The sequence below is a fragment of the Bacillus sp. FSL R7-0672 genome, assembly GCF_038601465.1.
Classification (GTDB): domain Bacteria; phylum Bacillota; class Bacilli; order Bacillales; family Bacillaceae; genus Bacillus; species Bacillus pumilus.
Genome location: NZ_CP152010.1, coordinates 2,477,276 through 2,495,563 on the forward strand (window position 1 = coordinate 2,477,276; position 18,288 = coordinate 2,495,563).

The 18,288-nt window shown below is 42.6% G+C and carries 15 protein-coding genes; 1 reads left to right on the forward strand and 14 read right to left on the reverse strand.

Going from position 1 to position 18,288, the window contains the following annotated elements:
• Positions 1-165: 165 nt before the first annotated feature.
• The 6 genes from hemL to hemA are packed head-to-tail and all read right to left on the reverse strand — an operon-like array spanning position 166 to position 6,424.
• Positions 166-1,458, reverse strand: coding sequence for a glutamate-1-semialdehyde 2,1-aminomutase (hemL, locus tag MKY18_RS12560; RefSeq protein ID WP_044139991.1), 1,293 nt, complete (start codon positions 1,456-1,458; stop codon positions 166-168).
• A gap of 27 nt (positions 1,459-1,485) precedes the next feature.
• Positions 1,486-2,457 carry a porphobilinogen synthase gene (gene hemB / locus MKY18_RS12565; RefSeq protein ID WP_034661673.1) on the reverse strand — a complete coding sequence of 324 codons (972 nt, stop codon included), beginning with the start codon at positions 2,455-2,457 and terminating at the stop codon, positions 1,486-1,488.
• Positions 2,454-3,245, reverse strand: a complete 792-nt coding sequence (locus MKY18_RS12570) for a uroporphyrinogen-III synthase (RefSeq protein WP_065098537.1) — start codon at positions 3,243-3,245, stop codon at positions 2,454-2,456. Before MKY18_RS12570 ends, hemB begins: the two co-directional genes overlap by 4 nt.
• Positions 3,242-4,177 (reverse strand): hydroxymethylbilane synthase, encoded by a 936-nt coding sequence (gene hemC / locus MKY18_RS12575; RefSeq protein ID WP_126740777.1) that lies wholly within the window; start codon positions 4,175-4,177, stop codon positions 3,242-3,244. Before hemC ends, MKY18_RS12570 begins: the two co-directional genes overlap by 4 nt.
• 41 nt (positions 4,178-4,218) lie before the next feature.
• Positions 4,219-5,049, reverse strand: a complete 831-nt coding sequence (locus MKY18_RS12580) for a cytochrome c biogenesis protein (protein WP_044139988.1) — start codon at positions 5,047-5,049, stop codon at positions 4,219-4,221.
• 7 nt (positions 5,050-5,056) lie between these two features.
• Entirely contained in the window at positions 5,057-6,424 is a 1,368-nt protein-coding gene (gene hemA / locus MKY18_RS12585) for a glutamyl-tRNA reductase (RefSeq protein ID WP_003216303.1), read from the reverse strand.
• 242 nt (positions 6,425-6,666) lie between these two features.
• Here hemA and MKY18_RS12590 point away from each other — a divergent pair, with 242 nt between their 5' ends.
• Positions 6,667-7,152: a hypothetical protein gene (locus MKY18_RS12590; protein WP_044139987.1), complete on the forward strand. Its 486-nt coding sequence runs from the start codon at positions 6,667-6,669 to the stop codon at positions 7,150-7,152.
• A gap of 43 nt (positions 7,153-7,195) precedes the next feature.
• Here the strand turns inward: MKY18_RS12590 and yihA are convergent, their stop codons facing one another.
• The 8 genes from yihA to leuC form a co-directional block, all read right to left on the reverse strand.
• On the reverse strand, positions 7,196-7,783 hold the full coding sequence (gene yihA, locus MKY18_RS12595) for a ribosome biogenesis GTP-binding protein YihA/YsxC (RefSeq protein WP_003216344.1): 588 nt from the start codon (positions 7,781-7,783) through the stop codon (positions 7,196-7,198).
• Positions 7,780-10,104, reverse strand: coding sequence for an endopeptidase La (lon, locus tag MKY18_RS12600; protein WP_217012260.1), 2,325 nt, complete (start codon positions 10,102-10,104; stop codon positions 7,780-7,782). The genes yihA and lon overlap by 4 nt, the downstream gene beginning before the upstream one ends.
• Before the next feature lie 171 nt (positions 10,105-10,275).
• Positions 10,276-11,937, reverse strand: coding sequence for an ATP-dependent protease LonB (gene lonB / locus MKY18_RS12605; RefSeq protein WP_342497530.1), 1,662 nt, complete (start codon positions 11,935-11,937; stop codon positions 10,276-10,278).
• Between the two features lie 136 nt (positions 11,938-12,073).
• Positions 12,074-13,339, reverse strand: coding sequence for an ATP-dependent protease ATP-binding subunit ClpX (gene clpX, locus MKY18_RS12610; protein ID WP_044139984.1), 1,266 nt, complete (start codon positions 13,337-13,339; stop codon positions 12,074-12,076).
• A 251-nt stretch (positions 13,340-13,590) separates the two neighbouring features.
• The gene (gene tig, locus MKY18_RS12615; protein ID WP_003216748.1) at positions 13,591-14,865 is read right to left on the reverse strand and encodes a trigger factor; all 1,275 of its coding nucleotides are present in this window, start codon (positions 14,863-14,865) and stop codon (positions 13,591-13,593) included.
• Positions 14,866-15,104: 239 nt separating this feature from the next.
• Positions 15,105-16,112 (reverse strand): DNA damage checkpoint antagonist DdcA, encoded by a 1,008-nt coding sequence (ddcA, locus tag MKY18_RS12620; RefSeq protein ID WP_106065700.1) that lies wholly within the window; start codon positions 16,110-16,112, stop codon positions 15,105-15,107.
• Between the two features lie 125 nt (positions 16,113-16,237).
• A complete protein-coding gene (gene leuD, locus MKY18_RS12625) occupies positions 16,238-16,837 on the reverse strand; it encodes a 3-isopropylmalate dehydratase small subunit (RefSeq protein WP_342497531.1) in 600 nt (199 codons plus the stop codon).
• 13 nt (positions 16,838-16,850) lie between these two features.
• The gene (gene leuC / locus MKY18_RS12630; RefSeq protein ID WP_044139980.1) at positions 16,851-18,266 is read right to left on the reverse strand and encodes a 3-isopropylmalate dehydratase large subunit; all 1,416 of its coding nucleotides are present in this window, start codon (positions 18,264-18,266) and stop codon (positions 16,851-16,853) included.
• Between the last annotated feature and the right edge of the window lie 22 nt (positions 18,267-18,288).

Consider the following 18,288-nt stretch of genomic DNA (forward strand, 5'->3'; position numbering starts at 1 on the left):
TCGTTGTCAGTCCTGTGCGCAGGTGCTCACGAATATCAATTCGCTCCTGTGCTCGACCTTCCTAGACTTCAAAGGTTTTCAATTCACGCCGAAAAGAAGACACAAGGCTGAAAACAAGCCTTGTGTCATGATCAAAAGCCGATATGTCTCCATATCAGCTTTCGTTTATCGACGTAGTTTTTGAAATACTTTTTCCACTGTCTCAATCGTATATTCGATGTCTTCATCTGTGTGAGCTGTTGACAGGAATAGTCCTTCGAATTGAGAAGGGGGAAGGAAGATGCCGTGGTCGGCCATTTCCTTGTAAAATTCAGCAAATAAAGCGAGATCAGCTGTTTTGGCTTTGTCATAATTGACCACTTCTTCATTTGTAAAGAAGAATCCAATCATCGAACCCGCACGGTTAAACGTTAATGGAATTCCGTGTGTTTTCGCCGCGTTTGAAATGCCTTCTTCCAGCCGGTCTCCTTTTCGTCTAAACTCTTCATAAGACTCAGGTGTCAGCTGTTTTAAGGTTTCTAAGCCTGCTGTCATCGCAAGTGGGTTACCAGATAACGTTCCTGCTTGATAAATTGGACCGCTTGGCGCAATTTGTCTCATAATATCCGCTCTTCCGCCATAAGCGCCAACCGGGAGGCCGCCACCAATCACTTTACCAAGACACGTCAGATCAGGTGTGATGCCAAAATAACCTTGCGCGCAGTGATAGTCCACACGGAAGCCGGTCATGACCTCATCAAAAATGAGTAAAGCTCCGTATTGCTCTGTGATGTCTCTCAGCCCTTGTAAGAAACCGTCTTGCGGAGGGACAACCCCCATATTTCCTGCAACCGGCTCGACAATGACACCTGCAATATCGTCTCCAAACTCCTGAAATGCAACTTGAATGCTTTCTAAATCATTGTAAGGCACTGTGATCGTATTGCTTGCAGTCCCTTCAGGTACACCTGGGCTATCTGGAAGCCCAAGCGTTGCGACGCCTGAACCTGCTTTAATGAGCAAGGAATCGCCGTGGCCATGATAGCAGCCTTCAAATTTCACAATTTTATTTCTGCCTGTAAAGCCACGAGCTAGACGAAGCGCACTCATAGTTGCCTCTGTACCAGAGCTGACCATACGAATGACTTCGATAGAAGGTACCCGCTCTGATACAAGCTTAGCTAATTCATTTTCAACTAATGTGGAAGCACCAAAGCTTGTCCCCTTTTCTGCCACTCGCTGAATGCTTTCAACCACACGGTCATTCGTATGCCCTAAAATAAGTGGTCCCCATGATAAGACATAATCGATGTATTCATTTCCATCAATATCATAGATTTTGGCGCCTTTGCCTCGCTCCATAAAAATCGGGTCTGTGTTCACTGATTTAAATGCACGCACAGGGCTGTTGACACCGCCAGGCATTAAATGCTGCGCTTCTTCAAATGCTTGCTTTGATTTTTCATAGCTACGTCCCATTTCAACGTCCTCCTGTCTATCCGTTCTTTATTCTGAGAGCCATTTTGCTGCATCTTTTGCATGATACGTAATGATGAGTTCTGCTCCTGCACGTTTCATGCTTGTCAGCATTTCAAGAACAAGCTCTTTTTCAGAAATCCACCCATTTTGAGCAGCGGCTTTGACCATTGCATATTCTCCGCTCACATTGTATGCAACAACTGGGAGTGTAAATTCATTTTTGACATCACGCATAATATCTAAATAAGAAAGAGATGGTTTCACAATGAGGAAGTCAGCTCCCTCTTCTACGTCAGACTGCGCTTCTCTTAGTGCCTCTAAACGGTTTGCAGGGTCCATTTGGTATGTTTTACGATCTCCAAACTGCGGTGTGCTATGCGCTGCGTCACGAAACGGACCGTAAAACGCACTTGCATATTTCACAGCATATGACATGACAGGTACATGAATAAAGCCAGCTTCATCAAGCGCCTCACGAATGGCCACAACAAATCCATCCATCATATTTGAAGGAGCAATGATATCTGCACCTGCGCGCGCTTGGCTAACAGCTGTTTTCGCTAAAAGCTGAAGAGATTCATCATTTAAAATTTCACCATCTTCAACAATCCCGCAATGTCCATGATCTGTATATTGGCATAAGCAAGTGTCTGCAATAACCACAAGCTCTGGGAAATGCTTTTTGATCTCAAGCGTCGCTCTTTGCACAATGCCATGATCGTGATACGCCTCACTGCCCACATGGTCTTTATGATCTGGAACACCAAATACAATAATTGATTTGATGCCTAGGTCGACAAGCTCTTGGACTTCTTCTTTTACAAGGTCCACTGAAATGTGATAAACACCCGGCATTGAAGGGACTTCTTTTCGGACATTTTCTCCCTCTACAAAAAAGATCGGATAAATGAAATCAGATGGTCTTAAAAAGGTTTCTCTGACTAATTCTCTCATTCCTGCACTTGTCCGCAGTCTGCGGTGTCTGTTAAATTTCATCATTGGTTCAACTTCCTTTCAGATAAACGGCACATCAATTCAAGCATTCCGTCTATCGTATAAGTATCTGGGGTTTCAGAAGAAATCCCGTATTGAAGCAGCGCCTCTTTTGTCAGAGGACCGATCGTCACAAAACAGGTGTCAGAAGCAGCCAGCTTCGCTGCATCTGCCTCCATGGCATGCATAAATGAATGGACAGTGGATGAGCTCGTAAATGTAATAAAATCAAATGATTGCTTCGTCATTGCTGTTTTGAGAGCGGCAATCCCTTCCTCATCCTTGACCGTTTCATATAAAATCCATTCCTTTACTTCTATGCCAAGTGGAACAAGCGTTTTCTTCACGACATCTCGAGACAGGTGTCCTTTTGCTACAAACACACGCTCTCCCAGACGCACATGGTCAAGCAGCGCATCTGCGAGCTCTTCCGCTATGAATCGTTCTGGTACTACATCCACCTTCAAGCCGTGCTGCTCAAGATAGGCAGAGGTTTTCTCACCTACCGCAGCCACTTTCAAATGGGATAAACTCTTATGTAAATGATGGTCTTCTATGTAGCTCAGAAAAAAAGACGCGCCATTTACACTCGTGAAAACAAGCCATTGGCTATTTTCTAAGTCCTTTAAAAAGGCCTGCGCTTTTTCATTTGTGAGCGTAGGCTCAAATCGAATAAGAGAGGTTAAAACAGCATGGCCGTTCAGCTCTTCAATCTTCTGCTGAAACACACCCGCTTGACGTTCATTTCGAGTGACAAGCACCGTCTGTCCGTGAAGCGATTGCCCTATGGTCATTGGGAGGACAGATCCTTTTTCACCTTGTCGATTAAATCCTTTGCTCCCTTATCAGCCATCTGCTTCGCACATGCTGTTCCAATTGCTTCAGGGTCAGTGCCTGATACAGTTTCTCGAATAATCGTGTGTCCGTCAGCAGATGCCACAAGACCCGTCAGTTCAATTTCATCACGCTCATTCATCGTTGCATAGCCAGCGATCGGCACCTGACAGCTGCCATCCATTTGTTTAAGGTAGGCTCTTTCTGCGAGAACCGTTTTCTTTGTGTATTCATTCGTAAATTGAGCGAGAAGCTGCAATAGCTCTTCATCATCTCCGCGGCACTCAATTGCCAAAGCGCCTTGACCAACTGCGGGCAGGCAAGTCTCAGGAGATAAAAATTCAGACACGACCTCTTTGCTCCATCCCATTCTGGACAGACCGGCAGCCGCTAGAATAATGGCATCATATTCTTCATTTTTCAGCTTTTCCAATCGTGTATCAATGTTTCCTCGAATCCATTTAATGTTCAGATCTGGTCTTTCCTGAAGAAGCTGGGCACTGCGCCGTAAGCTGCTCGTTCCCACAATAGCACCCTTCGGCAGCTCATGAAGACGCAGATGATCCTTCGAAATTAGAGCGTCCCTTACATCTTCACGCTCAGGAATACAGCCAATGACTAACCCTTCAGGAAGAGCAGCCGGCATATCCTTCATACTGTGAACTGCCATATCGATGTCGTGATTCAGCATCGCCTGTTCAATTTCTTTGACAAACAGTCCTTTTCCGCCAACCTTTGATAAGGTCACATCTAAAATTTGATCACCCTTTGTCACAATCTCTTTTATTTCAAAAGAATAAGAAGGGTTTAGTTCAGACAGCTTTTGAATGACCCATTTTGTTTGTGTAATTGCAAGCTTACTTCTTCTAGAACCTACTTTAATTGTACGCAATTCGTCTTCCTCCCGACAATGCCCTTAAGACTCATCATTATTTATTGAAACCAATGAAAGGTTGATAAGCTACCAAGCAGAAAATAATTGATCATCAGCACAAAGAATGAACCGACATTCCACAGTGCCACGACTTTGCCCTGCATATTTCTCACCAATCTGATATATAAGTAAACACCATATAAAAACAGCATAATAAACGAACCCAGCACCTTTGTATCTGTCCAGTACAACGTATCATACGAAATATATGCCCAAATGATGCCAAGAATCAAACTAAGTAAGAGCATCGGCACGCCAATAATGTTTAATACGTATGCCATATGATCAAGCTTCGATAAATCTTCAATTCTCAGAAGCCATTTTCCCCATTTTTTCTTTTTCAGCAAACGATATTGAAAGAGATAGAGTAGAGAGAAAGCAAATGAAAGTGAAAAGGCACCGTATGATAAAATCGCCATCGTAATATGAATCACAAGCAATTCACTCGTCAGCTTCCCAGTTAGTTCTGCTGAGTGGAGATCAGATGGTGTAAAGGTGTGAATCGCCATCAAGGAAAAACCGATGACATTTGTAAAAAAGACGATAAATTCAACACGCAATATTTTTGTGAGAACAAGTGAAAGTGTCACAAGCACCCACGTATAAAAATATAACCCCTCTGCTACATTCAACACAGGGAATCGGTCTGTTTCCATCATAATATAGAACATGTAGACTGTTTGCAGCAGCCAGACAATAGAAAGCAACCAGAAAGCCATTTTTCCAGCCTTCCGGTTGTGTTGAAGAAAATCTATGAAATAGAACAAGACACTTAGTGCATAGATCAAGGTCGTCGCTTCGCCTAGTCTCGCTACAATGGATTCCATCATCGCTTAATCACTCACTGGCAACTGTAGCAAAGCCTTGTGCCATATTTGGTTTAAACAGCTGAAATGATCCTTGCTCCACCTGCATCGGCTCCACCTTTTGCTCTTCATCTTCAACCTGTAAATCAAAGATTTCTTTGAACAGTAAAAGTTTTTCTTCTGCATTCGGCTCCGCGGCAATTTCTTTTGCCTTTAAGATAGGATCTTTCAGCATTTGATTGATAATGCTTTTCGTATGTTTATTTAATAGCTTCATTTCACGATGTGTGAGATTCGGAAGCTTTCGCTCAATACTCTGCATCGTATCCGCTTGAATCGTCAGCGCCTTTTCTCTAAGTGCAGAAATGACAGGAACCACACCAAGCGTATTCAGCCATTGCTTAAATTCCACAATTTCTGCTTCAATGAGGAGCTCAACCTGCTCAGCCACCGCACGACGCTCTTTTAAGTTAGCTGCCACGATGCCCTCAAGGTCATCAATGTCATACAAAAAAGCACCTTCTACTTCAGAAATGGCTGGATCTAAATCACGAGGGACAGCAATATCCACCATAAATAGAGGTCTGCCCTTCCGCTTTTTATTCGCACTTTCGACCATTTCTTTTGTAATGACAAATTGTTTCGCACCAGTGGAACTAATTAAAATGTCAGCTTCGGATAATGTTTTTTCCAATTGGTTTAAGCTTTTAGGCTCTCCTGAAAAACGGCCCGCCAATTCTTTTGCTTTCTCATACGTTCGATTGATAACCGTTACTTGACCAATCCCTTGACCTTGAAGGTTTTGAGCCGCTAGTTCGCCCATTTTACCCGCACCAAGAATCAGGACATGTTTATCAGAAAGACGTCCAAAGATTTTTTTCGCAAGCTCGACAGCCGCATAGCTGACAGACACGGCATTAGACGCAATGTCTGTTTCCGCATGAGAGCGTTTTGCAACGGTGACCGCCTGTTTGAATAAATAATTGAAAACGGTACCAATGGTCTTCTCCTCTTGAGCTACTTTAAAGCTAGAGCGCACTTGACCAAGTATTTGTGTTTCGCCAATCACCATGGAATCAAGTCCACAGGCCACACGGAATAAATGCTCGACCGCTCCATCATTTTCATAGAACTTCAAATATGGCGAGACATCTTCCTTTTCTAAACCGAACCAATCAGCTAAAAATCTTTTTATATAAAACCGTCCAGTATGAAGCTGATCTACCACTGCGTAGATCTCTGTTCGATTACATGTTGAGATGACGATATTCTCTAGAATGCTTTTTTCTTCTTTAAGCTTGGACATCGCTGTTCCGAGCTCGCTCGGTTCAAAGCTCAGCTGTTCCCGTATCTCAACAGGGGCTGTTTTATAATCTAAACCCACAACAAGAATATGCATAACTTCAGCTTGCACCCCCAACGCCCTGTCTAATTTATAATAATTACAATATAGAATTTATTATTTATAGTGATTATAACATATATTCATTTTTAACTGGATGAAAATTGTGAACAGATTTCAAAAATGTTGTGATATAGTAGAAAAATGTTCGACACTCATTATGCCATATCATCACTTCAAGCAATTTACCAGATTTGGCGCGTGCGGACAAATGATCTGCTTAAAAGAAGGTGACATCTTTGAAGAAGAAATCCATTTTGCTACCGCTCACTTTGCTGGCTGTAGCGCTATATGCCATTCTCTCAGGAGGTCAATTTGACATTTGGAAGGATCAAGAGAAATGGTATACACTCGTACTGCTTTTTGGCCTTGCTTTCTTATATCAAGGAAAGAAGGAGCAAGAAAGCGCTCATGTGTTTATCGGTATGCTGATGACGGGCCTTTCGCTACACTTTATTCTTCAGCCAAAATTGGACTACTGGCCAGACACATTTACGATGATCGTATTCATCGTTGGACTTGCTCTTTTTGTGAAATCATCTCAGAAAAAAGAATATCGTATTGAAAGTGTTGTTCTCATTGCACTCGGTCTGTTCCTTTATTTCTTTCAGCAAATTACAAAACAGCTAAGTTCCCTTTCGATCCCTACTTCCGGTTTTGAATTGTACTGGCCTTATGTACTGATTGCTGTCAGTCTCCTCTTATTATTTTTAAAAAGGAAATAACTTATACAATAAAAAGGCATCTGCTTATGACAGATGCCTTTTTTTAGTTATTAATCTTCGCAAGGATGGCATTCCAGGCTTCGTCTTTTCCCTTTTTTGTTTCAGAAGAGAATAGGACTAGTTCATCTGATGGGGCAATGTCGAGTGTCTGTTTGACGACTTTCGCATGCTTTTCCCATTTGCCTTTTGGAATTTTGTCCGCCTTTGTTGCGATGACGATCACAGGAACTCCGTAATATTTCAGGAATTCATACATGTTCACATCATCTACTGATGGCTTATGACGCAGGTCCACAATTTGGACGACTGCTTTTAATTCTTCACGCATTGTAATATACGTTTCGATCATTCTACCCCAGGCTTCACGCTCTGTCTTTGATACTTTAGCAAAGCCGTAACCTGGAACGTCCACAAAATGGAGCATATCATTGATGATGTAGAAATTAAGCGTTTGAGTCTTACCTGGTTTAGAAGACGTACGCGCTAAATTTTTACGATTAATCAATGAGTTGATGAACGAGGACTTCCCAACATTTGATCGTCCAGCAAGAGCGATTTCAGGCAGTCCCCCGCTCGGGTACTGCTCTGGTTTTACCGCACTGATGACGATATCTGATTTTGTTACTTTCATCTTCCCTCTCCTACCAACGCTTTCTCAAGCACCTCATCTAAATGCGAGACCGGAATAAAGGTTAGTCCTTCTCTCACACTTTCAGGAATATCATCAATATCCTTCTCATTGTCCTTTGGAAGAATAATGGTTTTCAGTCCTGCGCGATGTGCGCCTAATGCTTTTTCTTTTAGTCCGCCAATTGGAAGCACTCTTCCTCTTAACGTAATCTCTCCTGTCATACCAATCTCTTTTGACACAGGTCGTCCTGTGAGGGCTGATACAAGAGCCGTCGCAATGGTGATACCAGCTGATGGCCCGTCCTTTGGAACCGCACCCTCTGGAACATGGATATGAATATCATGCTTTTCATTAAAATTAGGATCAATGTTCAGTTCATCTGCTTTGGAACGAATATAACTGAATGCCGCCTGTGCAGATTCTCTCATGACATCACCAAGCTTACCTGTTAACAACAGCTTGCCTTTACCCGGAGAAAGTGATACCTCAATTGACAAGGTGTCTCCGCCAACAGTGGTATACGCAAGTCCTGTGACAACTCCCACTTGGTCTGTCGTTTCAGCCTGACCATAACGGTAAAGTCTTTTTCCGAGAAATTCAGATAAGTTCTTTTCTGTCACCGTGATGCGTTTGCGGTCTTCAGCCACAATCGCTCTTGCCGCTTTACGGCATATCGCCGCAAGCTGACGCTCTAATCCACGAACACCAGCTTCTCTTGTGTAATAGCGAATCGTATCATAAATCGCTGCTTCACGAAGCTGCAAGTTCCCTTTCTTTAATCCGTGCTCTTTTAGCTGCTTCGGCAGAAGATGATCTTTCACAATTTCTGCTTTTTCAACCTCTGTATACCCTGCAATCGTGATAATCTCCATTCTATCACGAAGTGGACCTGGAATGGTTGCTAAATTGTTGGCAGTGGCAATAAATAACACTTGAGACAAATCAAATGTTTCTTCAATATAGTGATCGCTAAAGTTATGATTTTGCTCTGGGTCTAAGACTTCGAGCATCGCAGAAGATGGATCACCTCTAAAATCAGAGGACATTTTATCAATTTCATCTAAAAGGAAGACCGGATTCATCGTTCCTGCCTTGCTCATTCCGCGAATGATGCGGCCTGGCATCGCACCTACATACGTTCTTCTATGTCCACGAATCTCGGATTCATCACGCACACCGCCAAGGGAGATACGGATAAACTTTCGGTCAAGTGATTTGGCAATCGATTTGGCAAGTGATGTTTTCCCTACTCCAGGAGGTCCTGCTAAGCAAAGAATCGGTCCTTTTAATGAATTGGTCAGCTTCTGTACAGCAAGATATTCAAGCACCCGTTCTTTTACCTTTTCCAGCCCGTGATGCTCATCATCTAAAATTTCACTTGCAAGCTTTAAATCTAGACGATCTTCTGTATAGATGCCCCACGGGAGACCGATCAGCCAATCAATATAATTTCGAATCACAGAGCTCTCAGCAGAGCTTGAAGGAATTTTTTCATAACGGTTCAATTCTTTGAGCGCCGTTTCACGAACAGAATCCGGCATGCTCGACTCTTCGATTTTAGACATTAAAGAACTGACTTCGCCAGTTTTCCCTTCTTTGTCTCCAAGCTCCTTTTGAATGGCTTTCATTTGTTCACGTAAATAATATTCTTTTTGCGTCCGTTCCATTGAACGTTTCACGCGCTGCCCGATTTTCTTTTCAATCTCGAGTACTTCTTTTTCATTGTGAATTAAGCTGATGACCCGGTTCAGCCGTTTTTTGACATCCACTGTTTCCAGTACTTCTTGTTTGTCCTTTAGTTTGAGCGGCAGGTGAGAAGCAACGATATCTGCCATTCTCCCCGGTTCCTCAATATCCGTCACTGTTGCATATGTTTCAGCTGAGATTTTTTTTGAAATTTTTATGTATTGATCAAAGTGATCTAACAATGTACGCATGAGTGCTTCTGCTTCTGCGTCCTTTAATTCTTCTTCTGCCAATTCTTTAATGTCGACAGACGTATAGTCCTCGAGCTCGACATATGATTCGATCTGTGCTCGATTTAAGCCTTCAACGAGTACACGAATCGTTCCATTTGGCAGCTTCAGCATTTGTTTAATTTTTGTGTAGGTGCCGACTTTGAAAATTTCCTCTTCACCTGGTTCATCTATTGAAATTTCCCGCTGTGTTGCTAGAAAAATCATATGATCGTTCATCATCGCCTGTTCTAATGCTTGAACAGACTTTTCGCGTCCAACGTCCAAATGCAAGACCATTGTTGGATAAACAAGCAAACCTCGCAATGGAAGGAGCGGAACATTCTTTTTGATTTCATCTGCCATGTTGATTGACACCTCCGTCACTAGTATGAATCATTATAATATACCTGTTTCAGTCTTGTACAATGTAAAAGACTTAAGAAATGTTGATCTTACCGTAGTATACCCTTTCTTTTTATCTTGAAAAAGAAAAAAAGATCTATTTCACTAAAAAATCCCCATATGTGATGGGGATTAAACAGATTTTCTTTTCATTTCGTCTTCTAGTCCATCTTTCTTCTCGTCTGGCGGGTTAACCAGACACTGATCCAGCACTTCTTGGAAGTGCTTCACAGGCACAATGGTGACCCCTTCAATCTCTTTTAAGATTGACTGTTGGTTGTCATAAGGAATAATGACGGTTGTGGCACCAGCCTGCTTCGCTGCCTTAATCTTCGGTATCACACCACCGATCGGCTTCACCTGACCTTGCAATCCGATTTCACCCGTCATGGCTGTTAGGTGATCAATCGGGATTTGATGTATGGCTGAGAAGATTGCGGTCGCCATGGCAATCCCAGCAGACGGCCCATCAATAGGGGCACCGCCTGGAAAATTAATATGGATGTCATATTCATTTGTCCGAATACCTAAATTTCGTAGCACAGTTAATACATTTTCGACTGACCCTTTGGCCATACTTTTTCGTCTAATGGATTTCGATTGATTGCCAATACTTTCTTCTTCTGCAATGCCTGTAATGTTGATACTGCCTTTTTCAAGCGCCTTACAGATGTTCACTTCAATCTCAAGCAAGGCACCGCTGTTTGGTCCATAAACGGCCAGTCCATTGACTACCCCCACTTTTGGCTTTTCCGGTACTTTTTGTTCATATCTTGGTGTCAACTGGCTCGAATGAATGACCCATTCTACATCTTCGATTGTGATGTCTTTTCGGTTTTCCGTGACCGCCATGCCAGCGGCAATCTGCACCATGTTGACGGCTTCACGTCCATTTTTCACATAGGAGGTTAACAGGTTAAGCCCTTCATCACTTAATTCCTTTTGAATTTTTTGGACAGCCTTGGCAGCGACGATTTTCAGTTCATGCTGGTCAAGGTCTTTAAAGAAAATTTCCAGACATCTTGACCGGATCGCTGGTGGAATTTCGTCAGGTGTTCTTGTCGTGGCACCAATCAATCGAAAATCAGCCGGAAGTCCATTTTGGAAAATATCATGAATGTGATTCGGGATTTGGGTATTTTCTTCACTGTAGTAGGCACTGTCTAAAAAGACTTTCCGATCTTCCAGCACTTTGAGCATTTTGTTCATTTGAATCGGATGCAGCTCGCCAATTTCATCGATAAACAGAACCCCGCCATGAGCATGTGTGACGGCTCCTTGTTTTGGCTGCGGAATGCCTGCTTGCCCCATTGCTCCAGCCCCTTGGTAAATTGGGTCATGCACGGAACCAATAAGCGGGTCTGCAATGCCTCGTTCATCGAATCTCGCGGTTGTGGCATCGAGCTCTACAAAGACCGCATCTTTTTTAAACGGTGAATCAGCGTGGCGCTTTGCTTCTTCCATCACAAGACGGGCAGCGGCTGTTTTACCGACTCCCGGTGGTCCGTAGACGATGACATGCTGTGGGTTCGGCCCGCATAGTGCCGCTTTTAGTGCACGAATGCCGTCTTCCTGCCCCACAATATCCTGAAACCCCTTTGGCCGGACTCTCTCTGATAAAGGTTCACTCAGCTTGATTGATCGCATCTTTCTGAGTGCTTCCATTTCTTTCTTTGACTCTTTGTCTATCGTCACCTTTTGTGTGCGCTGATTTTGCAGTAAGTTCCAAAAGTACAGCCCGATGACGATACCAAAGAACAGCTGTATGAATAATACGATTCCTGTCCAGCTCAATCGGTGCTCCCTCCTTCATCTTTCGTATGTATTGGTTTCTGTCTGCTAGTATTTCCTAGAGCTGGACGGAATAAACACCACTTCATCGATAAATAAAAAACTCCTGAATCAAAAAGATTCAGGAGTGAGACTACTCTTATGCAGATGTTTTCGTATCTTTATTGACAACTGTGCCGTCCTTTAACACAAGACGCGGCGACTCGCCATCAGCAACTGTTGCACCAGTGATGACACATTTTTCAATATCATCACGTGATGGAAGGTCAAACATCACATCAAGCATGATGCCTTCAATAATTGAACGTAGACCACGAGCTCCTGTTTTACGCTCAATTGCTTTTTTCGCAATTTCGCTAAGAGCATCTTCTTCAAATTCTAGCTCTACATCATCAAGCTCAAGCATTTTTGTATACTGCTTAACGAGTGCATTTTTAGGCTTCGTCAAGATCTCTACAAGTGCTTTTTCATCTAACGGCTCTAGGCTTGCAATAACCGGTAGACGACCGATGAATTCTGGGATTAAACCGAAGCGAAGCAAGTCTTCTGGGAGTACTTTTGATAGAAGAACTTCTTTTTCAAGATCTTCGATTTTATTTTCCGCACCGAATCCAATGACTTTTTGACCAAGACGGCGTTTGATGATTTGCTCAATGCCGTCAAAGGCTCCACCACAAATAAAGAGGATATTTGTTGTATCGATTTGAATGAATTCTTGATGAGGATGCTTACGTCCACCTTGAGGCGGTACACTAGCGACAGTTCCTTCAAGAATTTTCAATAGTGCTTGCTGAACACCTTCCCCAGATACATCACGAGTGATAGAAGGGTTTTCTGATTTTCTTGCTACTTTATCGATCTCATCGATGTAGATAATGCCTTTTTCCGCTTTTTCTACATCATAATCGGCTGCTTGGATCAGCTTTAGTAAAATATTCTCTACGTCTTCACCAACATAACCTGCTTCAGTTAGTGATGTTGCATCTGCAATCGCAAATGGCACATTTAAAATACGAGCAAGCGTTTGAGCAAGTAATGTTTTACCGCTTCCTGTTGGCCCAATCATAGAGATATTACTTTTCGAAAGCTCAACATCATCAATCTTGCTGTTGGAATTGATCCGTTTGTAGTGATTATAAACCGCTACAGCTAAGGATTTCTTCGCATTTTCTTGGCCGATGACATATTCATCAAGAATCTCCCGAACTTCATGAGGCTTCGGAACATCCTTGAATTCAACTTCTTCCTCAGTGCCGAGCTCTTCTTCAACTATTTCCGTGCAAAGCTCGATACATTCATCACATATATATACGCCAGGTCCTGCGACCAGTTTACGCACTTGATCTTGCGTTTTTCCGCAAAACGAGCATTTTAATTGACCTTTTTCCTCGTTGAATTTAAACATTCTTTCACCCCTTATTCTTCTTCACTTGCCTGTAGCTAACAGTCAGCTACCTTTCTGGGTCCAGTATGTATGCATTTTACCATACTTTCCTAAAAGACGGTAATGATGTGTTTCTAACACTGCACATCGAGATATGTATAACAGAAAGATGCGACTTACACTATCGTTTCCAAAAGAAGCGATGATAAGTCAAAAATTGTACAAAACAAGGCACGAGTCACTCGCGCCCTGTTTTATTATTATGCACCATATTAACGGTTTTCTACAAGAAAATCAATTGCTTTACGAACTTTTAAATCTTCTTTCATTGCGTCAGTAGATCCGATCGCTTGTTTGATATTTTCAATTGGCATGTTGTATGCTTCAGCCATTTTTGAAAGCTCTTCTTCTACTTCTTCATCAGACACTTGTAAGTTTTCTGCAGCAGCAATCGCTTCAAGTGTTAGGTTAGATTTTACGCGTTTAGCAGCATCTTCTTTCATTTGCTCTTTCAGCGCATTTTCATCTTGTCCTGAGAATTGGAAGTAAAGCTCAAGGTTCATTCCTTGCATTTGAAGGCGTTGTTCGAATTCTTTCATCATACGGTCTAGCTCTGTGTCAACCATCGCTTGTGGGATGTCAACTTCCGCATTTTCAGAAGCTTTCTCAACTAGCTCTTCACGAAGTTTACCTTCTGCTTCGTTTTCTTTCGCTTCTTCAAGACGTTTCTTTGTTTTTTCAGTTAGTTCAGCAAGAGTTTCTACTTCTTCATCAACATCTTTCGCGAACTCATCGTCAAGTGCTGGAAGTTCTTTTGCTTTGATTTCGTGAATTTTCACTTTGAATACAGCTGGTTTACCTGCAAGGTCTTCAGCATGGTATTCTTCTGGGAAAGTGACTTCTACGTCTTTTTCAGCTCCAGTTTCAAGACCAACTAACTGCTCTTCAAAACCAGGGATGAATGAATTAGAACCTACTTCAAGAGAGTAGTTCTCAGCTTTTCCGCCTTCGAATGCTTCTCCATCAACGAATCCTTCGAAATCAAGAACAACTGTATCGCCGTTTTCGATTGCGCCTTCTTCTTTGACAACAAGCTCAGCTTGACGGTTTTGCATGCCTTTTAACTCTTCTTGTACATCTTCATCAGTGACAGTAGCGTCGTCTTTTTCTACGTTAAGACCTTTGTAGTCACCAAGTTTCACTTCAGGCTTCACTGTTACTTTTGCAGTGAAGATTAAGCTTTCGCCTTTTTCGATTTTCTCAACATCGATTTCAGGGCGGTCAACTGGCTCGATACCAGCTTCGTCGATTGCTTTTGGATACTCAACTGGAAGAAGAATATCTAATGCATCTTGATAAAGAGATTCTACACCAAAACGCTGTTCGAAAAGACCACGTGGTACTTTCCCTTTACGGAATCCAGGGATCGATACTTGCTTGACAACTTTCTTAAACGCATCATCAAGTGCTTTGTTAAATGTTTCAGCATCAACTTCTACAGTTAAGATGCCTTCGTTACCTTCTTGTTTTTCCCATTTTACTGACATGTGTGTTTCCCTCCAAAAATCTATTCAGATTGTGCGTTGTTACATTCTAAAGCATCATAAAGACTTCGTCCAATTAAAAACCACGCACGCCGCTAAAGAAGCGGTATTATGTATACAACATTTGACTTGATTATACATATCGTCTTTCAACCATTGGAATCGACAACTGCACGATATATGCACAAATACAACCATTATATTATAACATAACAAGTCCGTCTTTCAACTAAATCGACAAATTACAAATAAGAAATTTCTTCAATATCTTTCAGCATTGTGCAAGCTTCTCTCAGCTCTCGTTCATCAAATTCATACAATAGATGCAATTCTTCGAGGTCAATCTCGATCCCATGCATTTCATAGCCGACTTTATGAAGTGCTGCTGCCCAAAGATTCGGATCTGTGTATTTAGGAAGAAACGGATATAGCACAAATAAGTGCCGGCGCCATAACTCTTCCACGCCTTGATAAAGGGTTGGGTTCTCATTGCCTAGTGTGTCATCGAGCTTACGAAGGACTTGCTGAAGCAGCGGCATTTGCTCTGGTTTAACAGCCTCAGAAGGAACAAGCGTTAAAGAATCACCGAATTTCGTCACATGAACCGGCTTTGCCACATCATGATCTGACAGAAGCTGCAGAATCAATGATTTGACCAAAGGGTTTCCATCAGGCTTTTGTAGGATCGTATTTAATAGACCCATGTGCGGCGTGATGTTTCGGTCTTTCAGCGAATGGATGAACTGCACCTGCTCTTCTGGCCGCTCGAGCATATCATCTATATTGATTTCACTGCCGACCTCCTCATCTTCATCTAAAATCTGTTCAGGCGATTCGATCATTTTTCTACTAAATTCGAGCAGTTTGTAAAAATGCTCTGCGCTTTCTGCTGGAAGGTGGTTTTCCTCAAGTACTGCCTCAATTGTCTGCTTCACTTCTTCATATTCTTTCAGCTGAATTAAGATTGTCATATACACTTGAAGCACGGTGAAGTAATGACCATATCCCTCATTCAGCATCTTTTCACACACACGTTTTGCATCCTGCAGCTCGCCCAGCTCCAGAAAACAAATCGCCATACCGAGATGAATATCGGATTCTTCATCGTCATCATAAGATTTTGCTTCTGAAAACAAGTGAAGCGCCTCTTGATACTGTTTATCTTTTAATGCTGCCATTCCTTTTTCAATCAGTCTTTCTTTCAGACCAGGAAACAAAATGACATTATCTTTCTTCTTGTCATGTTTCATGCTTACTTTCCTTTCGGGCGCATATTTTTTATCAGTTTACCAACGAAGGTTAGTAAACACAAGTAACGAGAGGTTTTCATGCAAAAAAGAAGCCGTCACACCTCGGGTGGACGGCTTCTTGTTGTTTACGCACGCAGCCAGCTGCTGCGCTTATCTTCAAATGCTTGAATGTCATCTTCTAGTAGTAAAGTTAATGAGATCTCATCATAGCCATTCAGGAGCATTTCTCTCCAGTGAGGATCCACATCAAAAGGAGTGATATTCCCTTCGTGATCTTCTATTTGCTGTTTTTCAAGATCAACCGTCATCTCATACCCTTTGTTCTCATATGACGCAGCGAATGTTTTCCACACATCATAATCAAGACGAATCGGAAGCATCCCATTTTTAAAACAGTTTTGGTGAAAAATATCTGCGAATGATGGTGCGATAACAATTTTGAAGCCATAATCATCAAGTGCCCAAGGGGCATGTTCCCTTGATGATCCGCAGCCAAAGTTTTCTCCTGCGATCAAAATGGATGAACCTTCATAAATCGGCTGATTCAGTTCGAAATCAAGATTTGGGCTGCCATCGGCTAAATACCGCCAGTCGAAAAAGGCAAACCGGCCATATCCTGTTCGTTCAATTCTTTTCAAAAATTGCTTCGGAATAATTTGATCTGTATCTACGTTGATACGGTTAAGCACAGCGGCTTTTCCTTTGTGTGTGACTAAAGGCTCCATTTATGACAACTCCTTACACGACTGTTTTCTCTTGATTAAACTTCCTGACATCGACAAATCGGCCATGTATTGCAGCCATTGCAGCCATTGCCGGGCTGACAAGATGCGTTCTCGCACCTTTTCCTTGACGGCCCTCAAAGTTACGGTTTGATGTGGATGCGCAGCGTTCACCTTCTGGTACCACATCGTTATTCATGCTTAGACACATACTGCAGCCTGATTCTCTCCATTCAAATCCTGCTTCAAGGAAGATTTCATGAAGACCTTCTTCTTCTGCTTGCAATTTGACGCTTTGAGAGCCAGGCACGACAATCGCTCTGACATGTTCAGCTACCTTTTGTCCTTCTATCATAGAAGCTGCTTGGCGTAAGTCAGTCATTCTTGAGTTCGTACATGAGCCAATAAACACATGCTCAATCGTAATATCTTCAATACGCTGATGCGGATGAACACCCATGTATTCGTACGCACGAATCGCTTCTTTTTGGTCATCCTCTTGCGCAAAATCCTCAGGTCCTGGGATGGATGCATCTACAGGCAGCACCATTCCTGGGTTAATTCCCCATGTGACCATTGGTGAAATCTCATTCCCATCTAAAACAATCGTTTTATCATAGGTTGCACCCGGATCTGTTTTAAGTTCTTCCCATTCTTTAATCGCTGCTTCGAAGTCTTCTCCCTGCGGTGCATATTTGCGGCCGCGGCAATATTCAAAGGTGACTTCATCAGGTGCAATCAATCCTGCTCTTGCGCCTGCTTCAATCGACATATTACAAACGGTCATACGTTCATCCATCGTCATGTTTCTGAATACTTCCCCAGTGTATTCAATCACATAACCTGATCCGAACTTCACGCCATGCGCACCAATGACTGCTAAAATGACATCTTTGGCCGTTACCCCTTTTTGTAGCTTTCCGTCTACTCTAATTTCTAATGTTTTCGGACGCTGCTGCCAAAGTGTTTGTGTGGAAAGTACATGTTCAACCTCACTTGTACCGATTCCAAAAGCAAGTGCGCCAAATGCGCCATGAGTGGATGTATGACTATCTCCGCAAACGATTGTTTTTCCTGGAAGTGTCAAACCAAGCTCTGGTCCAACGACATGGACAATTCCTTGGTCTACACTGTGAAGGTCAGCTAGACGGACACCAAATTCAGCACAGTTACGCTCTAGAGCACTCACTTGTTTTTTAGCAACCTCATCTTTGATCACAAATCGATTCACAGTCGGGATGTTGTGATCCATTGTTGCAAACGTATTTTGAGGTCTTCTCACCTTGCGCCCTTTTTGTCTTAATCCTTCAAACGCTTGAGGTGATGTGACTTCATGCACCAAGTGCAGATCAATATACAAAAGGTCTGGTTTCCCCTCGCCGCTTTTGACAACGTGCTGATCCCATATTTTTTCGATGATTGTTCGAGGCATAACCCTTTTCCTCCCTCTACCT